Annotated in this window: 22 protein-coding genes; 11 read left to right on the forward strand and 11 right to left on the reverse strand. The window is 52.7% G+C overall.

What is annotated here, in order from left to right; genetic code table 11:
* Positions 1-45 precede the first annotated feature (45 nt).
* The 8 genes from hpf to O3S68_RS13175 are packed head-to-tail and all read right to left on the reverse strand — an operon-like array spanning position 46 to position 6226.
* Positions 46-333 carry a ribosome hibernation promoting factor gene (gene hpf, locus O3S68_RS13140; RefSeq protein WP_020455445.1) on the reverse strand — a complete coding sequence of 96 codons (288 nt, stop codon included), beginning with the start codon at positions 331-333 and terminating at the stop codon, positions 46-48.
* A gap of 22 nt (positions 334-355) precedes the next feature.
* Complete coding sequence (gene rpoN / locus O3S68_RS13145; RefSeq protein ID WP_044489499.1) at positions 356-1789, reverse strand: RNA polymerase factor sigma-54; 1434 nt, start codon at positions 1787-1789, stop codon at positions 356-358.
* A gap of 48 nt (positions 1790-1837) precedes the next feature.
* Positions 1838-2563 (reverse strand): LPS export ABC transporter ATP-binding protein, encoded by a 726-nt coding sequence (gene lptB / locus O3S68_RS13150; RefSeq protein WP_017457322.1) that lies wholly within the window; start codon positions 2561-2563, stop codon positions 1838-1840.
* A 6-nt stretch (positions 2564-2569) separates the two neighbouring features.
* Positions 2570-3130, reverse strand: coding sequence for a lipopolysaccharide ABC transporter substrate-binding protein LptA (gene lptA / locus O3S68_RS13155; protein ID WP_017457323.1), 561 nt, complete (start codon positions 3128-3130; stop codon positions 2570-2572).
* Positions 3099-3674, reverse strand: a complete 576-nt coding sequence (gene lptC, locus O3S68_RS13160; RefSeq protein WP_020455443.1) for an LPS export ABC transporter periplasmic protein LptC — start codon at positions 3672-3674, stop codon at positions 3099-3101. The genes lptA and lptC overlap by 32 nt, the downstream gene beginning before the upstream one ends.
* Complete coding sequence (gene kdsC, locus O3S68_RS13165) at positions 3671-4237, reverse strand: 3-deoxy-manno-octulosonate-8-phosphatase KdsC (protein WP_020455442.1); 567 nt, start codon at positions 4235-4237, stop codon at positions 3671-3673. Before kdsC ends, lptC begins: the two co-directional genes overlap by 4 nt.
* A gap of 14 nt (positions 4238-4251) precedes the next feature.
* Positions 4252-5238 carry an arabinose-5-phosphate isomerase KdsD gene (gene kdsD, locus O3S68_RS13170; protein WP_045512674.1) on the reverse strand — a complete coding sequence of 329 codons (987 nt, stop codon included), beginning with the start codon at positions 5236-5238 and terminating at the stop codon, positions 4252-4254.
* Positions 5239-5251: 13 nt separating this feature from the next.
* Positions 5252-6226: a calcium/sodium antiporter gene (locus tag O3S68_RS13175; RefSeq protein ID WP_269231706.1), complete on the reverse strand. Its 975-nt coding sequence runs from the start codon at positions 6224-6226 to the stop codon at positions 5252-5254.
* 229 nt (positions 6227-6455) lie between these two features.
* Here O3S68_RS13175 and mlaF point away from each other — a divergent pair, with 229 nt between their 5' ends.
* From mlaF to murA, 7 genes are all read left to right on the forward strand, one after another.
* Complete coding sequence (mlaF, locus tag O3S68_RS13180) at positions 6456-7268, forward strand: phospholipid ABC transporter ATP-binding protein MlaF (RefSeq protein WP_017457328.1); 813 nt, start codon at positions 6456-6458, stop codon at positions 7266-7268.
* A gap of 7 nt (positions 7269-7275) precedes the next feature.
* A complete protein-coding gene (gene mlaE / locus O3S68_RS13185; RefSeq protein WP_020455439.1) occupies positions 7276-8058 on the forward strand; it encodes a lipid asymmetry maintenance ABC transporter permease subunit MlaE in 783 nt (260 codons plus the stop codon).
* A 4-nt stretch (positions 8059-8062) separates the two neighbouring features.
* Positions 8063-8614, forward strand: a complete 552-nt coding sequence (gene mlaD / locus O3S68_RS13190; protein ID WP_020455438.1) for an outer membrane lipid asymmetry maintenance protein MlaD — start codon at positions 8063-8065, stop codon at positions 8612-8614.
* 16 nt (positions 8615-8630) lie between these two features.
* Positions 8631-9269: a phospholipid-binding protein MlaC gene (mlaC, locus tag O3S68_RS13195; RefSeq protein WP_269231707.1), complete on the forward strand. Its 639-nt coding sequence runs from the start codon at positions 8631-8633 to the stop codon at positions 9267-9269.
* On the forward strand, positions 9266-9559 hold the full coding sequence (mlaB, locus tag O3S68_RS13200) for a lipid asymmetry maintenance protein MlaB (protein WP_269231708.1): 294 nt from the start codon (positions 9266-9268) through the stop codon (positions 9557-9559). The genes mlaC and mlaB overlap by 4 nt, the downstream gene beginning before the upstream one ends.
* Before the next feature lie 126 nt (positions 9560-9685).
* The gene (ibaG, locus tag O3S68_RS13205) at positions 9686-9940 is read left to right on the forward strand and encodes a BolA family iron metabolism protein IbaG (RefSeq protein ID WP_017457333.1); all 255 of its coding nucleotides are present in this window, start codon (positions 9686-9688) and stop codon (positions 9938-9940) included.
* 52 nt (positions 9941-9992) lie between these two features.
* Positions 9993-11252: a UDP-N-acetylglucosamine 1-carboxyvinyltransferase gene (murA, locus tag O3S68_RS13210; RefSeq protein WP_020455435.1), complete on the forward strand. Its 1260-nt coding sequence runs from the start codon at positions 9993-9995 to the stop codon at positions 11250-11252.
* Positions 11253-11345: 93 nt separating this feature from the next.
* On the opposite strand, the gene sfsB is transcribed toward murA, so the two are convergent.
* Together sfsB and ispB are read right to left on the reverse strand one after the other, a co-directional pair.
* Positions 11346-11621: a DNA-binding transcriptional regulator SfsB gene (gene sfsB, locus O3S68_RS13215; RefSeq protein WP_020455434.1), complete on the reverse strand. Its 276-nt coding sequence runs from the start codon at positions 11619-11621 to the stop codon at positions 11346-11348.
* Between the two features lie 214 nt (positions 11622-11835).
* Entirely contained in the window at positions 11836-12807 is a 972-nt protein-coding gene (gene ispB, locus O3S68_RS13220) for an octaprenyl diphosphate synthase (RefSeq protein ID WP_020455433.1), read from the reverse strand.
* Between the two features lie 259 nt (positions 12808-13066).
* On the opposite strand from ispB, the gene rplU reads away from it, so the two are divergent.
* The 4 genes from rplU (at position 13067) to cgtA (ending at position 15907) form a co-directional block, all read left to right on the forward strand.
* Positions 13067-13378 (forward strand): 50S ribosomal protein L21, encoded by a 312-nt coding sequence (rplU, locus tag O3S68_RS13225; protein ID WP_003025032.1) that lies wholly within the window; start codon positions 13067-13069, stop codon positions 13376-13378.
* A gap of 20 nt (positions 13379-13398) precedes the next feature.
* Positions 13399-13656: a 50S ribosomal protein L27 gene (gene rpmA / locus O3S68_RS13230; RefSeq protein ID WP_017457338.1), complete on the forward strand. Its 258-nt coding sequence runs from the start codon at positions 13399-13401 to the stop codon at positions 13654-13656.
* Between the two features lie 94 nt (positions 13657-13750).
* Positions 13751-14716, forward strand: coding sequence for a DMT family transporter (locus O3S68_RS13235; protein WP_269231709.1), 966 nt, complete (start codon positions 13751-13753; stop codon positions 14714-14716).
* Between the two features lie 15 nt (positions 14717-14731).
* Positions 14732-15907, forward strand: a complete 1176-nt coding sequence (gene cgtA / locus O3S68_RS13240; RefSeq protein WP_017457340.1) for an Obg family GTPase CgtA — start codon at positions 14732-14734, stop codon at positions 15905-15907.
* Between the two features lie 77 nt (positions 15908-15984).
* Here cgtA and dacB read toward each other — a convergent pair whose 3' ends face one another.
* A complete protein-coding gene (gene dacB / locus O3S68_RS13245; protein WP_269231710.1) occupies positions 15985-17418 on the reverse strand; it encodes a serine-type D-Ala-D-Ala carboxypeptidase in 1434 nt (477 codons plus the stop codon).
* Positions 17419-17547: the final 129 nt, after the last annotated feature.

Below are 17547 nucleotides of genomic sequence, written 5' to 3' on the forward strand. Positions count from 1 at the left end.
CCGGGTTACGGTAGGGTGCAACGCGCCAGACGGACGCTCGGACAATTAGTGCTGTTTCAGTTTATCTTTATGCTTCGTGAGCTGCCGCGCCAGTTTATCTATCAAACCGTCGATAGCAGCGTACATATCCTGCCCTTCCGCGCTGGCATGCAACTCGCCGCCATTGACATGGAGCGTCGCATCCGAGGTGTGAGTCACTTTCTCCACTTTCAACACAATATAGACCTGATTAATCCTTTCGAAATACTGTTCAAGCTTGGCGAATTTATTGGTCACAAATTCACGCAGAGCATCAGTGATCTCGACGTTTTGTCCTGTGATGTTAAGCTGCATAGTGTCTTCCTTATCGGTTGGGTCAAACCAGCTGTTTACGCTGATTCGACGGCGGAATGGATAAAGATTCTCGATACTTCGCAACGGTACGCCGCGCCACCATAATTCCCTGATCGGAAAGCAGGGTCGTCAGCTTACTGTCGCTCAGCGGTTTTGCAGGGTTTTCTGCGGCGATCAATTTCTTCACCAGCGCGCGAATAGCGGTAGAGGAGGCTTCGCCACCACCTTCGGTATTGACGTGGCTGGAGAAGAAATACTTCAGCTCGAAAATGCCGCGAGGACTGTGCAGGTACTTCTGGGTCGTTACACGAGAAATCGTCGACTCGTGCATCTCGACGGCCTGGGCGATATCGGCCAGCACCATCGGTTTCATAAATTCTTCGCCTTGTTCAAAGAAGGCTTGCTGCTGCTCAACAATGCAGCGGCTAACGCGCAACAGCGTATCGTTGCGGCTCTCGAGGCTTTTGATCAACCACTTTGCTTCCTGCAAATTGCTGCGGATGAACTGGTTATCGGCATCGTTACGTGCGCCGCCGCCCATCGAGGCATAATGCTGGTTGATTTGCAGACGTGGAATGCTGTCGGAGTTCAGCTCCACCGTCCAGCGACCGTTATGTTTACGTACCAGAACATCCGGAATCACATATTCCGGCTCGCTGGTCTGGATCGACTGACCAGGGCGCGGATCCAGAGACTGGATCAGATTTACCGCCTCTTTCAGCACCTCTTCTTTCAGCCGCGTCACGCGCATCAGGGTACGGAAATCGTGGTTGGCGAGCAGATCCAGATGATCGCTAATGATAAGCCGGGCTTCTTCGCACCACGGTGTCTCTTTGGTGAACTGCGAGAGCTGGATCAGCAGACAATCGCGCAGATCCCGCGCGGCAACGCCAACGGGATCGAAGCGCTGAATGCGTTTAAGCACCGCCTCGACCTCATCAAGACCCACGTCATCATTGCCCATGCTCTCCAGCACTTCTTCCAGCGAAACGGTGAGATAGCCTGTTTCGTCAACGGCATCGACAATAGAGGTTGCGATAGCACGATCGGTGTCAGAGAAGGGGGTCAGCCCTACCTGCCACATCAGATAATCCTGCAATGACTGCGTGGTTTCGCCCTGATAGATAGGCAATTCGTCGTCGATGTAGTCGTGGCTACTGCCGGAAGGGGTACCTGCGGTGTAAATTTCATCCCAGCTGGCATCCAGCGGCAGCTCATCCGGCATCTCTTTTTGTTCGAGAGCGTCAACGGTATCCAGACCGTCATTTTCCTGAACCTGCTGGCTATCGACTTCCTCATGAAGGTCAGTTTGTTCCAGCAATGGGTTACTCTCCAGCGCTTGCTGAAGTTCCTGCTGAAGTTCCAACGTGGACAACTGCAGCAGACGGATGGCCTGTTGCAGTTGTGGCGTCATGGCTAGCTGTTGGCTGAGCCTTAGTTGCAAACCTTGCTTCATATTCAGAGCAGCACTCTCCGACAAAAAACGTCAATAAACCCTACCCTATCAGAGTCTGAAGTCTTCCCCAAGATACACGCGCTTAACGTGTTCGTCTTCAAGGATTTGCTGCGGTGTTCCATGCGCAATGAGATGCCCCTGACTGACGATATAAGCACGCTCACACACAGCCAGCGTTTCACGAACATTATGGTCAGTAATCAGCACGCCCAGGCCGCTGTCACGCAGGTGCTCAATAATACGTTTAATATCGATAACCGAGATTGGGTCAACGCCGGCAAACGGTTCATCCAGCAGGATAAATTTCGGATTCGCCGCCAGCGCGCGGGCAATTTCCACACGGCGACGTTCACCACCTGAGAGCGATTGACCCATGTTGTCGCGCAGATGTTCGATGTGAAACTCTTCCATCAACTCATTGGCGCGATCTTCGCGTTGCTCTGAGGTCAGGTCATCGCGGATTTGCAGGACGGCCATCAGGTTGTCGTAGACGCTCAGGCGGCGAAAAATCGAGGCTTCCTGCGGCAGGTAACCAATACCGCGGCGCGCACGCGCATGCAGCGGCAGCAGACTGATATCTTCATCATCAATAATGATGTTACCCGCGTCACGCGACACAATGCCCACCACCATATAAAAGGTGGTGGTTTTCCCTGCGCCGTTAGGGCCAAGCAGCCCGACGATTTCGCCAGAGTTGACGGTCAGACTGACATCCTCAACTACGCGGCGGCCTTTATAAGCCTTGGCGAGATTCTTTGCAGTTAATGTTGCCATAACGAATTAGTTACTCTTTTTTTGTGCCGGAGCCGGGGTTTGTTTGTTGCTCTTATCCTGCAACTGCGACGGAACCAGAACGGTGGTGACGCGTTTGCCTTTGTCGCTGAACGCCTGCATTTTCTGCTCTTTCACCAGATAGGTGATTTTGTCACCGGTGATATTGCTATCCAGCTGTTCCAGATAGGCGTTACCGGTCAGCACAACGAAATCTTTTTCCAGTTCGTAATGCATCTGCGAGGAGTGGCCCTTAACGGGTTTGCCATTGTCCTGCATTTGGTAAAACGTCGCCGGGTTGCCGTAACCGTCAATGATCTCTTTACCTTGCTGACCACCCGGACGGGTAACGACCACTTTGTCGGCATTAATTTTAATCGTCCCCTGGGTTACCACGACGTTGCCGGTGAAAGTCACGACATTACCCTGCATATCCAGCGACTGCTGATCGGAGTCGATATGGATAGGTTGATCGGTATCCCCGGTCACGGCGAGCGCCGGAAGCGCGGCGGCCAAAAGCGTGGTGGCCAATACAAGATTAAGGCTGCGTTTGTTTGTTTTGAATTTCATAGGAGCTTCTAACCTTTTCAATCAGCTCGGCGTTTTTGCTGCGTAAATTGCCGCGCATTTTCAGGCCGGTGGAATTAAATGTTGTACCGTACAACGTGACCTGATCATTCGAGGTAACATCCTGCGTTACCAGATTAATCTGGGCGTTATCCGTGGTGATTTTTCGCAGCTGGGCGTCCGCCGTCAGCGCATTGACTTCAACATGTCCATAAAGATAAAGCATTTTGTCATCGGTCAGCTTCGCTTTGTCTGACTTTATCGACCAGGTTGGAACCTTATTCTCGTCGAATGTTGTCAGTACGGGCTGCGCGAACCAACTCACACCTTCAGCAGAAAAGTATTCCACGTTCTGCGCGATAAGCCGGTAGTTAAGCGCCCCTTCCGGGCTATAAACCACCGTATCTGTATGTTGGCTTTTGTAAGTCGGATCGGCATTGTTGGTGGCGACCGGATTCGCATCATCCTGAGCAGTCAGGTTGATCCCAATCAGGACCAGTGCGGCCAGCGCCAGCAGAATGATGACCCAACGTCTGGTTTTACTCATATCGATTGCCCTTTGGCCTCATCCAGCTTGCCCTGCGCCAGCAACAACAAATCACAGACTTCACGAACTGCGCCCCGGCCGCCATTAATGCGCGTAACGTAATCCACGCGCGAAAGCAGCAGCGGATGAGCATCGGCAACGGCAACGCTCAGACCAATTTCCGCCATCACTGGCCAGTCGATTAGATCATCACCCACATAAGCAACCTGCTCTGGGGTAAGCGACAGCTTTGCCAGCAGCTCGCGGTAAGCGAGCAGTTTATCCGACTGACCTTGATACAAGTGCTTAATCTTTAGCGTTTCGCAGCGATCTTCCACTAGTTTAGCTTTTCGCCCGGTAATTATGGCAACCTCAATGTCGGAAGTGAGCGCACAACGGATCCCGTAGCCATCGCGCACATTAAATGCTTTCAGCTCTTCTCCGTTGTTGCCCATATAGATGAGCCCATCGGATAACACGCCGTCTACATCCAGAATCAACAGGCGTATTTTTTCCGCTTTCGCCATAACTTGCGTGCTTACCGGCCCATAACAGGTCGCAAGCGACGCGCCAGCATTACTCATTCTTATGTCCTTCTTTACACTACGCCAGCGCGCAGTAAATCGTGCATATGTAACACACCCAGCAACTGGTCGCCATCGGCCACCAATACGGAGGTAATGTGCCGGGATTGCATCAGATTCAGCGCATCCACTGCCAGCGTGTTGGGACGTACCCGAACACCGCCGGGCGTCATCACGTCGGCAATGCCCATGCTGCGGACATCGCCGCCCATATCGAACACGCGGCGTAAATCGCCGTCGGTAAAGATGCCTTCAATTTTCATCAAATCATCGCAGATAACCGTCATGCCCAGGTTTTTACGCGTGATCTCAAGCAGTGCATCGCGCAGGCTGGCGTTTTTGCTGACATGGGGGATTTCGTCACCGGTGTGCATGATGTCATTGACGCGCAGCAACAGTTTGCGACCCAATGCGCCGCCGGGATGTGATAAGGCGAAATCTTCCGCCGTAAAACCGCGGGCTTTCAGCAACGCGACTGCCAGCGCATCACCCATTACCAGCGCTGCTGTGGTGCTGGACGTGGGTGCCAGACCCAATGGGCAGGCTTCTTTCGGAACCTTCACGCATAAATGAATATCTGCGGCGCGCGCCATGCTGCTTTCGGGTCGGCTGGTCATGCAAATCAGCGAAACTTTTAATCGCTTCAGCACCGGGATCAAGGCGAGGATCTCGTTTGACTCTCCTGAGTTTGACAGCGCAATAACCACATCTTGCGGGCTGACCATTCCCAGATCACCATGGGCCGCTTCGCCCGGATGCACAAAGAAAGAGGGGGTTCCGGTGCTGGCAAATGTGGCCGCCATTTTTCTACCGATATGGCCGGATTTGCCCATTCCCATTACCACCACTTTTCCGGCGCAATAGAACATTTTTTCGCACGCCTGCGTGAAGTCGGCGTTGATGTATTGATCCAGCTCTGCGAGGCCTTCACGTTCAATTTCCAGGACTTCTTTACCTGCTTGTTGAAAGTCAAAACCCGGCTGCAAATCTATTTGCGACATAATGCGTATCCGATTATCCAGTCAAAAGCGGCGACAGCCAGTAGAGCAGCGCCAGCCATACGATAAACCCGCCGAACAACAGTGCGCCGACGCCTCTGCTGATTTGCTTACGTCGCCAGCAAATCAGGGCAAAAAGGGCACTGACCAGCAACATCACGCCATAATCACGCGTAAAGGCCATCGGGTTAAACTCGCCCGGCGCAATCAACGCGGGCAAACCCAGCACGATAGCAATGTTAAAAATGTTTGAACCAATAATATTGCCAATGGCGATATCGTCTTCGCCTTTGCGCGCACCGGCAATCGCTGTCGCCAGTTCAGGCAGGCCAGTACCAATAGCAATAACCGTCAGGCCAATAGTCAGCTCGCTTATAGCAAAGTAGTTCGCTACCACGGTTGCGTTATCCACCACCATACGTGTTGCCATCGGCATGATAATTAACGCTACGCCCAGCCAGAGGAACGCGACTGAAAGGCTGCCGTCTCGCGGTAGCTCCGCCAACTGCTCTCGGGTGAGACTGTCGTTGCCCTGGCGCTCGGCCAGGCGGGCAATTTTAACAATGAACACCAGCCATAGCACGGCTAATAACAGTAAAATAATGCCGTCAAAGCGGCTGAGGTGCCCATTGTACAACACCACGCCCGCCAGCAGACTGGCTACCAAGGTTAACGGTAATTCGCGGCGCAGAATATCGGAATGTACGGTAAAAGGATGTAAAAGCGCGGCGACGCCGAGGATCAACAAGATATTCGTGATGTTAGAGCCGATCGCGGTGCCGATAGCCAGATCCAACTGACCATGCAGCGATGCGGCGACGGAGGTGATTATCTCGGGCAGCGAGGTACCGATGCTTACAACGGTCATGCCGATGATTAAAGGTGGTACGCCGAATGTGCGGCAAAGGATCGAAGCAGCGAACACCAGACGATCGGCACTGTAGACCACTAAGAGTAAACCAATTATCAATAGCGCCGTCGCTAAAAGCATCTAACGTCCTTTCTTCAGGTATAATCCGCCGGCTCGCAGGCTGCCATGCCGGGTAAAACCGGGTGTTCCGCGTAGCGTAATGATTCCTAATTTTGACTTTATGCGGCTCAAAAGTAAAACAAATGCCAGCTTTCGCTAACCTCAGCAGGTAATATTCTGTAAAAATGTTGGGTTCGTGATGTTATCAAGCGTCATGCTTGTGGCCGACGAGGCTTATAAGGAAGAGGAAATGAGCCAGACTGTGGCGAATTTGGTCGATGTTCGTGGCGTCAGCTTCTCCCGCGGCAGCCGCCCAATCTTTGACAATATTTCACTGACGGTACCGCGCGGTAAGATCACCGCCATTATGGGGCCTTCAGGGATCGGCAAAACGACGCTCTTGCGTCTGATCGGTGGGCAAATTCCGCCTGACAGCGGTGAGATTTTATTCGATGGCGAAAACGTGCCAGAGATGACCCGTTCGCGTCTGTTCACCGTGCGCAAAAGAATGAGCATGCTGTTTCAGTCTGGCGCGTTGTTTACCGATATGAACGTTTTTGACAACGTTGCCTATCCTTTGCGGGAGCACACTCTGCTGCCCGAGCCGTTGCTGCGAAGCACGGTGATGATGAAGCTGGAAGCAGTAGGGCTGCGCGGTGCGGCGGACTTAATGCCATCAGAACTCTCAGGCGGTATGGCGCGCCGCGCCGCGCTGGCGCGCGCGATTGCGCTGGAGCCGGACCTGATCATGTTTGATGAACCCTTTGTGGGTCAGGACCCTATTACGATGGGCGTGCTGGTGAAGTTGATCTCCGAGCTGAATAGCGCGCTGGGCGTCACCTGTATTGTTGTTTCCCACGATGTTCCTGAAGTGCTGAGTATTGCTGATTACGCCTATATTGTGGCTGACAGGAAAATTGTCGCCCACGGAAGTGCGCAAGGGCTGCAAGAGAACAGCGATCCGCGCGTGCGTCAGTTCCTGGATGGTATTGCCGATGGCCCGGTTCCGTTCCGCTACCCTGCGGGTGATTATCAGACCGATTTATTAGAAACAGGGAGTTAAGACGCTCATGCTGCTAAATACACTGGCATCGCTTGGGCACCGCGGGATCAAAACGATCGCAACGTTCGGGCGCGCCGGTTTGATGCTTTTTAATGCGGTGGTGGGTAAACCCGAATTCCGCAAACATGCGCCGCTGCTGGTTCGCCAGCTCTATAATGTCGGCGTACTGTCGATGCTCATTATTATTGTTTCCGGCGTGTTTATTGGCATGGTGCTCGGTCTGCAGGGATACCTGGTATTGACCACCTACAGCGCCGAAACCAGTCTTGGCATGCTGGTGGCGCTGTCGCTGCTGCGTGAGTTGGGGCCGGTTGTCGCCGCGCTGTTATTCGCTGGCCGTGCGGGCTCTGCGTTGACGGCTGAGATTGGCTTGATGCGCGCGACCGAGCAGCTTTCCAGTCTCGAAATGATGGCGGTTGATCCGCTGCGGCGCGTCATTTCGCCGCGATTTTGGGCGGGAGTCATCTCGCTACCGCTGTTGACCATTATCTTTGTCGCTGTCGGTATTTGGGGCGGTTCGCTGGTTGGCGTTAACTGGAAAGGTATCGATACGGGCTTTTTCTGGACCGCGATGCAAAACGCCGTCGAATGGCGGATGGATCTGGTTAACTGTCTGATTAAAAGCGTGGTGTTTGCCATCACCGTAACCTGGATTGCGCTGTTCAACGGTTACGATGCAATCCCGACTTCCGCCGGGATTAGCCGGGCGACAACACGTACCGTTGTGCACTCCTCGCTGGCCGTACTCGGTCTTGATTTTGTGCTCACCGCACTGATGTTTGGGAATTGAGTTCATGCAAACGAAAAAAAGTGAAATTTGGGTAGGCGTTTTTCTCCTGCTGGCGCTGCTGGCGGCACTCTTTATCTGCCTGAAAGCGGCGGATGTCGCCTCCATGCGTACCGAGCCGACTTACCGTATCTATGCCACCTTTGACAACATTGGCGGTCTGAAAACACATTCGCCGGTAAGAATTGGCGGTGTGGTGGTCGGGCGCGTTGCTGATATCTCTCTTGATCCCAAAACCTATCTGCCGCGTGTCGCGCTGGATATTGAAGAACGTTACAACCAGATCCCGGATACCAGCTCACTGGCGATCCGCACTTCCGGGTTGTTAGGTGAGCAGTATCTGGCGCTGAACGTTGGTTTTGACGATCCTGAAATGGGAACTTCTATGCTTAAAGAAGGAAGCACCATTCAGGACACCAAGTCCGCCATTGTGCTTGAGGACCTTATCGGACAATTCCTTTACAACAGTAAAGGCGGTGACAATAAGAATTCAGGCGATGCGGCAGCCCACGATGCAGGGAATACTCAAGCCGCACCGTCTGCTGGCCAGACGAATTAATGAGGAGAATTGACGCATGTTTAAACGTCTATTAATGGTTGCCCTGCTGGTGATTGCGCCGCTGGGGGCCACGATGGCGGCCGATCAAGCTAACCCCTACGCCGCAATGAAAGACGCGGCACAGAAAACCTTTGATCGCCTCAAAAATGAGCAGCCGAAAATCCGTGCGAACCCGGATTACCTGCGCGATGTAGTCGATCAGGAACTGCTGCCTTATGTGCAGGTGAAATACGCCGGTGCGTTGGTGCTGGGCCGTTATTATAAAGAAGCGACCCCGGCGCAGCGTGAAGCCTATTTCGCTGCCTTTCGCGAATACCTGAAACAGGCTTACGGCCAGGCGCTGGCGATGTACCACGGTCAAACCTATCAGATTGCCCCGGAGCAGCCGCTGGGCGATGCGACGATTGTGCCGATCCGCGTGACTATCATCGATCCGAATGGTCGTCCGCCGGTGCGTCTGGATTTCCAGTGGCGTAAAAACACGCAGAGCGGCAACTGGCAGGCTTACGACATGATTGCCGAAGGGGTGAGCATGATCACGACCAAACAGAACGAATGGAGCGATCTGCTGCGTACCAAAGGTATCGACGGTTTAACCGCCGAGCTGCAATCTATTTCCCGCCAGAAAATTACCCTGGACGAGAAAAAGCAATGACAGCCAGTCTAAGCTGGTCACGCGACGGAGAGTGCCTGAAACTGGTTGGTGAACTGGATCAGGATCTCTTAAACCCGCTGTGGGATGCGCGCGTGGAGGCGATGAACGGGGTAACCTGCATCGACTTACACGGCGTGTCACGCGTTGATACCGCTGGTGTCGCGCTACTGGTTCATCTGGTGGCGCAGTGCAAAAAACAGGGCTGCAATGTTGTGCTTGCCGGGGTGAGTGAGAATGTTTCCACCCTCGCTGCGCTCTATAATTTGCCGCAGGATGTATTGCCTCACTAATTTTTTCAATGCGTTACTACTTAAAGCCCCGTCCTTTATATTGATGGGGCTTTTTGCTTGTTTAAGCCGACGCCACTTTCCTCTAAGATGTGTGACTGTTTTCACTATTAGATGATATTTACACCCATGGAAAATCATGAAATTCAGACGGTGCTGATGAACGCACTCTCTCTCCAGGAAGCCCACGTCACTGGCGATGGCAGTCACTTTCAGGTTGTCGCTGTGGGTGAGATTTTTGACGGCATGAGCCGGGTCAAGAAACAACAGACCATTTATGGCCCGCTGATGGAATACATCGCAGACAACCGTATCCATGCCCTGTCGATCAAGGCTTACACTCCGGCGGAGTGGGCGCGGGATCGCAAACTTAACGGCTTTTGAGCGCAGGGGATAAACCCACTGCGCGTGTGAATTCTTAACAGAGATCAGATGAATGGATAAGTTTCGTGTACAGGGGCCGACGCGTCTCCAGGGCGAAGTGACAATTTCAGGCGCGAAAAACGCCGCGCTGCCGATTCTTTTTGCCGCGTTGCTGGCGGAAGAACCGGTTGAAATCCGTAACGTTCCGAAACTGAAAGATATCGATACCACCATGAAGCTGCTCAGCCAGTTGGGCACCAAGGTGGAACGCAATGGATCCGTATGGATCGATGCGGGTGACGTCAATGTTTTCTGCGCACCTTACGAGCTGGTGAAAACCATGCGCGCATCTATTTGGGCGCTGGGGCCGTTGGTTGCGCGTTTCGGTCAGGGGCAGGTCTCTCTGCCTGGCGGTTGCGCGATTGGCGCGCGTCCGGTGGATCTGCACATTAGCGGTCTGGAACAACTGGGCGCGGAGATCAAACTGGAAGAGGGCTATGTCAAAGCTTCCGTTAACGGGCGTCTGAAAGGCGCGCATATCGTGATGGATAAAGTAAGCGTTGGCGCGACAGTAACCATTATGTCTGCTGCGACGCTGGCGGAAGGCACGACCATTATCGAAAACGCCGCCCGTGAGCCGGAAATTGTTGATACGGCAAACTTCCTCAATACCCTCGGTGCAAAAATCACCGGTATGGGAACCGATCGCATCACCATCGAAGGGGTGAAACGTCTGGGTGGTGGTGTTTATCGCGTCCTGCCTGATCGTATCGAAACCGGGACTTTCCTGGTCGCGGCAGCGATCTCTGGCGGTAAAATTGTTTGCCGTAACGCTCAGCCGGATACGCTGGATGCGGTGCTGGCTAAGCTGCGCGATGCTGGTGCGGATATTGAGGTTGGCGAAGACTGGATTAGCCTTGATATGCATGGTAAGCGTCCGAAAGCAGTGAATGTGCGCACGGCTCCGCATCCGGGATTCCCGACCGATATGCAGGCGCAATTTACGCTGCTGAACCTGGTGGCTGAAGGTACGGGCGTTATCACCGAGACTATCTTCGAAAACCGTTTCATGCATATTCCTGAACTGATCCGTATGGGAGCTCACGCGGAAATCGAAAGCAATACAGCGATTTGCCACGGCGTAGAAAAGCTCTCCGGTGCGCAGGTTATGGCAACCGATTTACGCGCTTCTGCAAGCCTTGTGCTGGCGGGTTGTATTGCGGAAGGAACCACCATTGTTGATCGTATCTATCATATCGATCGTGGTTACGAGCGTATTGAAGATAAACTCAGTGCGCTTGGCGCGAACATTGAGCGCGTCAAAGGCGAATAAGCCTGTCTGCTGAACTGTAAGAAGGGAGCCTCGGCTCCCTTTTTTCTATCGCCTGTTCTGGCAAGCAAGGGGAGGTGCTACTTGCATGACCGCTTATTTTTCCTCCTTTTTTTTCCTGATCAGCTTCGTCTTATCAATAAATTCGTGGGTGACGGGATCATGGTAACGTGACGGCCAGATAACCCAGGGATCGGTATCCAGCGCACGAGCAATAATCAATTCCCCTTTTGGCCAGGAGCGTGTCAGGGCATTAGCGAGGGTCGATGAGCTTAACCCGTTTTTACGGGATTCTGCAGCCAGCGATGTTCCTTTCTTACGCAGTCCGGCAATGATATCAGCCTGGTGCCAGTCCATTAATTTTGTTTCCATAACATCTCCCTGATAGAAAATAGGTGTCAATTATTTACGCCAACAACGCTACTTACTATACGCATACGGGAGCGTTTGTTCTGAAAAGCTCATGTAATATTTTGCGTTTTAGGATTATGACAAGGCTTGATATTACTGGTTATTTTTCATTTTAAGGGGATTTAAAGAAACTTATTGGAACTTTCCCGCGTCAATGCGCGGGAAGCTGGAAAGATTAACGATCGCGCTGAACGGCGATGTGGGCAAGACCGACCAACGCGTCGCGCCACGGTGAATCCGGTAGAACTTGTAGAGCGGCAATGGCCTTATCCGCTTCTTCTTCCGCACGGCGACGCGTCCATTCCAGTGAACCGCAGGCAGCCATTGCTTCCAGAACAGGTTCCAGAAGGTGTCGGCCGTTTCCTTGCTCGATAGCTTCGCGGATCATCTGTGCTTGTTCTGGCGTGCCGTTATGCATGGCATGTAACAACGGTAACGTCGGTTTGCCTTCATTCAGGTCATCGCCGGTGTTTTTGCCGAGTGTTTCACCGTCCGCGCTGTAATCAAGCAAATCGTCGATAAGCTGAAAAGCGGTTCCCAGATAGCGACCGTAATCCTGCAACCCTTTTTCCTGCGCTTCGGTGCAACCAGCCAGCAAGCCGGAACACTGAGCCGCCGCTTCAAACAGACGTGCGGTCTTGCTATAAATGACGCGCATGTAGTTTTCTTCAGTGATATTTGGGTCGTTGACGTTCATCAACTGCAGGACTTCGCCTTCAGCAATCACGTTTACGGCTTCTGACATCACTTCCAGCACTTTCAGCGAGCCGAGGCTGGTCATCATCTGGAAAGCGCGGGTGTAGATAAAATCACCAACCAGTACGCTCGCTGCGTTGCCAAAGGCCGCATTAGCGGTGGCTTTGCCGCGACGCATGTCGGACTCGTCCACAACATCGTCATGGAGAAGGGTCGCGGTGTGAATAAATTCGATTAATGCGGCAATAGTGACGTGCAAATTGCCCTCATAGCCAACGGCTCGCGCCGCCAACACGGCAATCATCGGACGGATGCGTTTGCCGCCGCCGCTTACGATGTAATAACCCAACTGGTTGATTAACTGAACATCCGAGTTGAGTTGTTGCAGAATCGTCGCGTTTACACCCGCCATGTCGTGCGCGGTTAACTCATTGATTTTTTCTAAATTCATCGCAAAAGCCGGGCTTTCAGTCCTGTTTACCACATAGCAAAATGGGATAACAAAGGGTTACGGGTTAGAATAGTATTGTTGATTGTACTGAAAAAATGCGCCAGATAAACGTTACCTTACGCGTTGTGTTTTTTTTCTGCATGGAGTGACGATCACTCTTGTCAAAGGCTAGCAATTTGCGTAATATTCGCGCCCTATTGTGAATATTTATAGCGCACTCTGAATTGATCAGAATATGTGCGCGGAAGCGGAGTTTTATATGTACGCGGTTTTCCAAAGTGGTGGTAAACAACACCGAGTAAGCGAAGGTCAGACCGTTCGCCTGGAAAAGCTGGACATCGCAACTGGCGAATCTGTTGAATTCGCTGAAGTTCTGATGATCGCAAACGGTGAAGAAGTCAAAATCGGCGTTCCTTTCGTTGATGGCGGCGTAATCAAAGCTGAAGTTGTTGCTCACGGTCGTGGCGAGAAAGTTAAAATCGTTAAGTTTCGTCGTCGTAAACACTACCGTAAGCAGCAGGGCCACCGTCAGTGGTTTACTGATGTGAAAATTACTGGCATCAGCGCCTAAGACCTGAGGAGTAGATTTAAATGGCACATAAAAAGGCTGGCGGCTCAACTCGTAACGGTCGCGATTCAGAAGCTAAACGTCTGGGCGTAAAACGTTTCGGCGGTGAAGCAGTTCTGGCAGGTAGCATCATCGTTCGTCAACGTGGCACCAAATTCCACGCTGGTTCTAACGTAGGTTGCGGCCGTGACCACACTCTGTTCGCTTTGACTGACGGTAAAGTTAAGTTCGAAGTTAAAGGCCCGAAAAACCGTAAATTCATCAGCATCGTTGCTGAATAAGTTTTTCGCGTCCCGGTAACGGAAGAAAGCCCCGCAACACGTTGCGGGGCTTTTTACATTAGAAGTCCGGTAAATTCTGGCAGGTAATACGGGCATGAAACAGCAGGCAGGCATCGGTATTGCGCTGGCGCTCACAACCGCGATGTGCTGGGGCGCGTTACCCATCGCCATGAAGCAGGTGCTGGAAGTGATGGAACCGCCAACGGTGGTTTTTTATCGCTTTTTGATGGCGGGAATCGGCCTTGGTTTGATTCTCGGCTGGAAAAAAAAACTGCCCCCGCTGCATCTTTTTCGCAAGCCGCGCTGGTTAGTTTTGTTGGCCATTGCCACTGGTGGGCTGTTCGGGAATTTCATCCTCTTCAGCTCTTCCCTGCAATACGTTAGCCCGACGGCTTCGCAGGTGATTGGTCAACTTTCGCCTGTGGGCATGATGATTGCCAGCGTTGTTATTCTCAAAGAGAAAATGCGCGTCACCCAGGTTATCGGCGCGTTGATGCTTATCTGTGGTCTGGTGATGTTTTTTAATACCAGCCTGGTGGAGATTTTTACCCGCCTGACAGATTACACCTGGGGCGTGATTTTTGGTGTCGGAGCAGCCACGGTTTGGGTGAGTTACGGCGTCGCGCAAAAAGTGTTATTACGGCGCCTGGCCTCCCAGCAGATCCTCTTTTTGCTGTACACTTTGTGTACAATTGCGTTATTGCCGCTGGCAAAACCCGCCGTGCTGCTTCAGTTAAGTAGCTGGCAGCTGGCTTGCCTGGTGTTTTGTGGCCTTAATACACTGGTGGGTTACGGCGCGCTAGCGGAAGCGATGGCTCGCTGGCAGGCGGCACAGGTGAGCGCATTAATCACGCTGACGCCGCTCTTTACGCTGTTTTTTTCAGATTTATTATCAATGGCCTGGCCCGATGTTTTCGCCAGACCGATGTTAAACCTTATCGGTTATCTCGGTGCGTTTGTCGTGGTTGCGGGCGCGATGTTTTCCGCTATTGGCCATCGTCTTTTGGGACGCTGGCGTAATCGCGAAGTGGTCGCCACTGTGCCCCGCTCAGGCGAATGAGTTACGGAGAGTAAAATGAAGTTTGTTGATGAAGCTACGATCCTTGTCGTGGCAGGTGATGGCGGTAACGGTTGTGTGAGCTTCCGCCGCGAAAAATATATCCCGAAAGGCGGCCCAGATGGCGGCGACGGTGGTGACGGCGGTGATGTCTGGCTGGAAGCGGACGAAAACCTTAATACCCTGATTGACTACCGTTTTGAAAAATCTTTCCGCGCCGAACGCGGGCAGAATGGTCAGAGCCGCGACTGTACAGGGAAACGCGGAAAAGATATTACGGTGAAAGTACCGGTCGGTACGCGTGTTATCGATCAGGGCACCGGCGAAACGATGGGCGATATGACTAAACATGGTCAGCGCCTGATGGTCGCGAAAGGTGGCTGGCATGGTTTGGGCAACACGCGGTTTAAATCCTCGGTTAACCGTACGCCTCGTCAGAAAACCATGGGTACGCCGGGCGATAAGCGCGACCTGCAGCTGGAACTGATGTTGCTGGCCGATGTGGGTATGCTTGGTATGCCAAACGCAGGCAAATCAACCTTTATTCGCGCGGTATCGGCTGCAAAACCAAAAGTGGCTGATTATCCGTTTACCACACTGGTGCCGAGCCTTGGCGTTGTCCGTATGGATAACGAAAAGAGCTTTGTGGTTGCCGATATTCCGGGATTGATCGAAGGGGCTGCTGATGGCGCAGGCCTTGGGATCCGTTTCCTGAAACATCTGGAGCGCTGCCGCGTCTTGCTGCATCTGATCGATATTGATCCGATCGATGGTTCCGATCCGGCTGAAAATGCCCGTGTCATCATCGGCGAACTGGAAAAATACAGCGAGAAGCTGGCTGCCAAACCGCGTTGGTTGGTATTCAACAAAATCGATCTGATGGATAAAGCGGAAGCAGAAGCTAAAGCAAAAGCCATCGCTGAGGCGCTGGGTTGGGAAGATAAATTCTACCTTATCTCAGCGGCCAGCCAGCAGGGCGTTAAAGATCTATGCTGGGACGTGATGACCTTTATCATCGAAAACCCGATCACCCAGGCGCAGGAAGAGCAACAGCCTGAGAAAGTCGAGTTTATGTGGGACGATTATCATCGCCAGCAGCTTGAAGAAGCTGAAGTGGTAGAAGATGACGAAGAGTGGGATGACGACTGGGACGAAGACGACGAAGAAGGCGTCGAGTTCATCTACAAGCGTTAATCGCTGCGATTTCCCCGGCTGCACGGGGAATATAGCCAACAAAATGCCGGGTTAGCACACGCTGCCCGGCATTTTTGTTAGTTGTTCTGGTAGATATCTTTGTACAGCCGGCTTTCAAAACGCACCAGTGGAATGCGGCGATTACGCTGATCCGCCGGTTCGACAGCATAGCCAGAGAGATACTGCACGAAAGCCATCCGCTGACCGCTTGCAGTGGTGATAAACCCGGCCAGGTTATACACGCCCTGCAAAGAGCCTGTTTTGGCCGAAACTTTGCCGTCTACACCCGCTTCATGCAGGCCAGCGCGATACTGCAGGGAGCCATCATAGCCTGCCAGCGGCAACATCGAGATGAAATTGAGCTCGGTGTCATGCTGCGCAATGTATTGCAGAACTTGCATCATCGTGGCGGGTGCCAGCAGGTTATGTCGCGACAGGCCGGAACCATCAGCGATGATCGTATTACCGAGATCGACACCAGCCTGCTGGCGCAGGATCTGTCGTACTGCATCCGATCCTGCTCGCCACGTCCCCGGTACACCAAAGCGCGCGTGACCAATCATACGAAACACCGTGTCAGCGATCATATTGTCTGATTTTTTCAGCATCTGCTTTAGCAGATCGTGAAGCGGTACCGACTGCTTGCTGGCAATGACAGTGCCGGCCTGGTTCTCCTGCGTTTGGCGCAACAATGTACCGGTATAAGTGATACCGGCATCGTTCAATTCCGCTTTCAGAATCGCACCGGCGTAGCTTGCTCCGTCCTGAATGGCGAAAGCCAGAGGGAGTGGATCGGCGCGTTGCGGCAGACATCCTGTTAGCGTAAAGCGATTTAAATCGCCCGGGACGACATCCAGTTCGCAATACTGCGCCTCTGCGGAACCGCGCGCGAGCGTGCGGACCTGGCTGAACATATTCACTGGATAATAATTAGCGATGCGGATATAGGCCAAATCGCCCGGTTTTTGCGCGCTGTAGAGCGAAATAGAGAAGCAGTTGCGATCGACAATTGCCGCAGCAGGTGGTGCGCTAAAGCACTGCGTCATGTCGTTCCACGGCCAGCCTGGCGCTTTATCATGACTGGCAAAAATAGAGGTATCGACCAGCACGTTACCTTCGATTTTCTGCACACCCGACTTTTTCAGCGCCGCGACCATATTGCGAATATCCTGACGTTTTAGCGTCGGATCGCCGCCGAATCGTGCAATTAAGTCACCTTTTAACGTACCGTTATCGACAGAACCTTTACTTTCCAGCGTGGTTGTAAAGCGAAAGTCCGGCCCAAGTTGCAACAGTGCCGCCAGCGCGGTGATAACCTTCTGCGTGCTGGCTGGCAGCGCCATTTGTTTACCGTGGTAATCAATTTCTGGTGCCTGAGCGCCGACTTTTTGCACCATCAGCGCCAAGTTCGCACCATCCGGCAGTTGGTTTATGTATTCGTCTACATTCGCGGCCTGAACGTTCAGGGCTATACTTGTGGTCAATCCGATGATAAAGCTGGAAAATCGCATAATCTCGCGCTAGGAAGCAGTAAACAAGCCGTCATACTACGGCGCAACGACCCGGAAAGTAAACGATGACCCATAGTGAACTTCCGGGTAAAATACGTATCAAATTGAAAAATTGCGCTGACCTGGGGC

Source organism: Kosakonia sp. SOY2, assembly GCF_027109175.1.
GTDB lineage: Bacteria > Pseudomonadota > Gammaproteobacteria > Enterobacterales > Enterobacteriaceae > Kosakonia.

What these genes read in the sequence shown, in the direction of transcription:
- ispB (WP_020455433.1), bottom strand. Translation starts at nt 12,807, where the DNA reads ATGAATTTAGAAAAAATCAATGAGTTAACCGCGCACGACATGGCGGGT.
- mlaE (WP_020455439.1), top strand. Translation starts at nt 7,276, where the DNA reads ATGCTGCTAAATACACTGGCATCGCTTGGGCACCGCGGGATCAAAACG.
- sfsB (WP_020455434.1), bottom strand. Translation starts at nt 11,621, where the DNA reads ATGGAAACAAAATTAATGGACTGGCACCAGGCTGATATCATTGCCGGA.
- kdsD (WP_045512674.1), bottom strand. Translation starts at nt 5,238, where the DNA reads ATGTCGCAAATAGATTTGCAGCCGGGTTTTGACTTTCAACAAGCAGGT.
- mlaD (WP_020455438.1), top strand. Translation starts at nt 8,063, where the DNA reads ATGCAAACGAAAAAAAGTGAAATTTGGGTAGGCGTTTTTCTCCTGCTG.
- ibaG (WP_017457333.1), top strand. Translation starts at nt 9,686, where the DNA reads ATGGAAAATCATGAAATTCAGACGGTGCTGATGAACGCACTCTCTCTC.
- lptA (WP_017457323.1), bottom strand. Translation starts at nt 3,130, where the DNA reads ATGAAATTCAAAACAAACAAACGCAGCCTTAATCTTGTATTGGCCACC.
- rplU (WP_003025032.1), top strand. Translation starts at nt 13,067, where the DNA reads ATGTACGCGGTTTTCCAAAGTGGTGGTAAACAACACCGAGTAAGCGAA.
- mlaB (WP_269231708.1), top strand. Translation starts at nt 9,266, where the DNA reads ATGACAGCCAGTCTAAGCTGGTCACGCGACGGAGAGTGCCTGAAACTG.
- rpmA (WP_017457338.1), top strand. Translation starts at nt 13,399, where the DNA reads ATGGCACATAAAAAGGCTGGCGGCTCAACTCGTAACGGTCGCGATTCA.
- O3S68_RS13235 (WP_269231709.1), top strand. Translation starts at nt 13,751, where the DNA reads ATGAAACAGCAGGCAGGCATCGGTATTGCGCTGGCGCTCACAACCGCG.
- mlaC (WP_269231707.1), top strand. Translation starts at nt 8,631, where the DNA reads ATGTTTAAACGTCTATTAATGGTTGCCCTGCTGGTGATTGCGCCGCTG.
- murA (WP_020455435.1), top strand. Translation starts at nt 9,993, where the DNA reads ATGGATAAGTTTCGTGTACAGGGGCCGACGCGTCTCCAGGGCGAAGTG.
- kdsC (WP_020455442.1), bottom strand. Translation starts at nt 4,237, where the DNA reads ATGAGTAATGCTGGCGCGTCGCTTGCGACCTGTTATGGGCCGGTAAGC.
- mlaF (WP_017457328.1), top strand. Translation starts at nt 6,456, where the DNA reads ATGAGCCAGACTGTGGCGAATTTGGTCGATGTTCGTGGCGTCAGCTTC.
- hpf (WP_020455445.1), bottom strand. Translation starts at nt 333, where the DNA reads ATGCAGCTTAACATCACAGGACAAAACGTCGAGATCACTGATGCTCTG.
- rpoN (WP_044489499.1), bottom strand. Translation starts at nt 1,789, where the DNA reads ATGAAGCAAGGTTTGCAACTAAGGCTCAGCCAACAGCTAGCCATGACG.
- O3S68_RS13175 (WP_269231706.1), bottom strand. Translation starts at nt 6,226, where the DNA reads ATGCTTTTAGCGACGGCGCTATTGATAATTGGTTTACTCTTAGTGGTC.
- dacB (WP_269231710.1), bottom strand. Translation starts at nt 17,418, where the DNA reads ATGCGATTTTCCAGCTTTATCATCGGATTGACCACAAGTATAGCCCTG.
- lptB (WP_017457322.1), bottom strand. Translation starts at nt 2,563, where the DNA reads ATGGCAACATTAACTGCAAAGAATCTCGCCAAGGCTTATAAAGGCCGC.
- cgtA (WP_017457340.1), top strand. Translation starts at nt 14,732, where the DNA reads ATGAAGTTTGTTGATGAAGCTACGATCCTTGTCGTGGCAGGTGATGGC.
- lptC (WP_020455443.1), bottom strand. Translation starts at nt 3,674, where the DNA reads ATGAGTAAAACCAGACGTTGGGTCATCATTCTGCTGGCGCTGGCCGCA.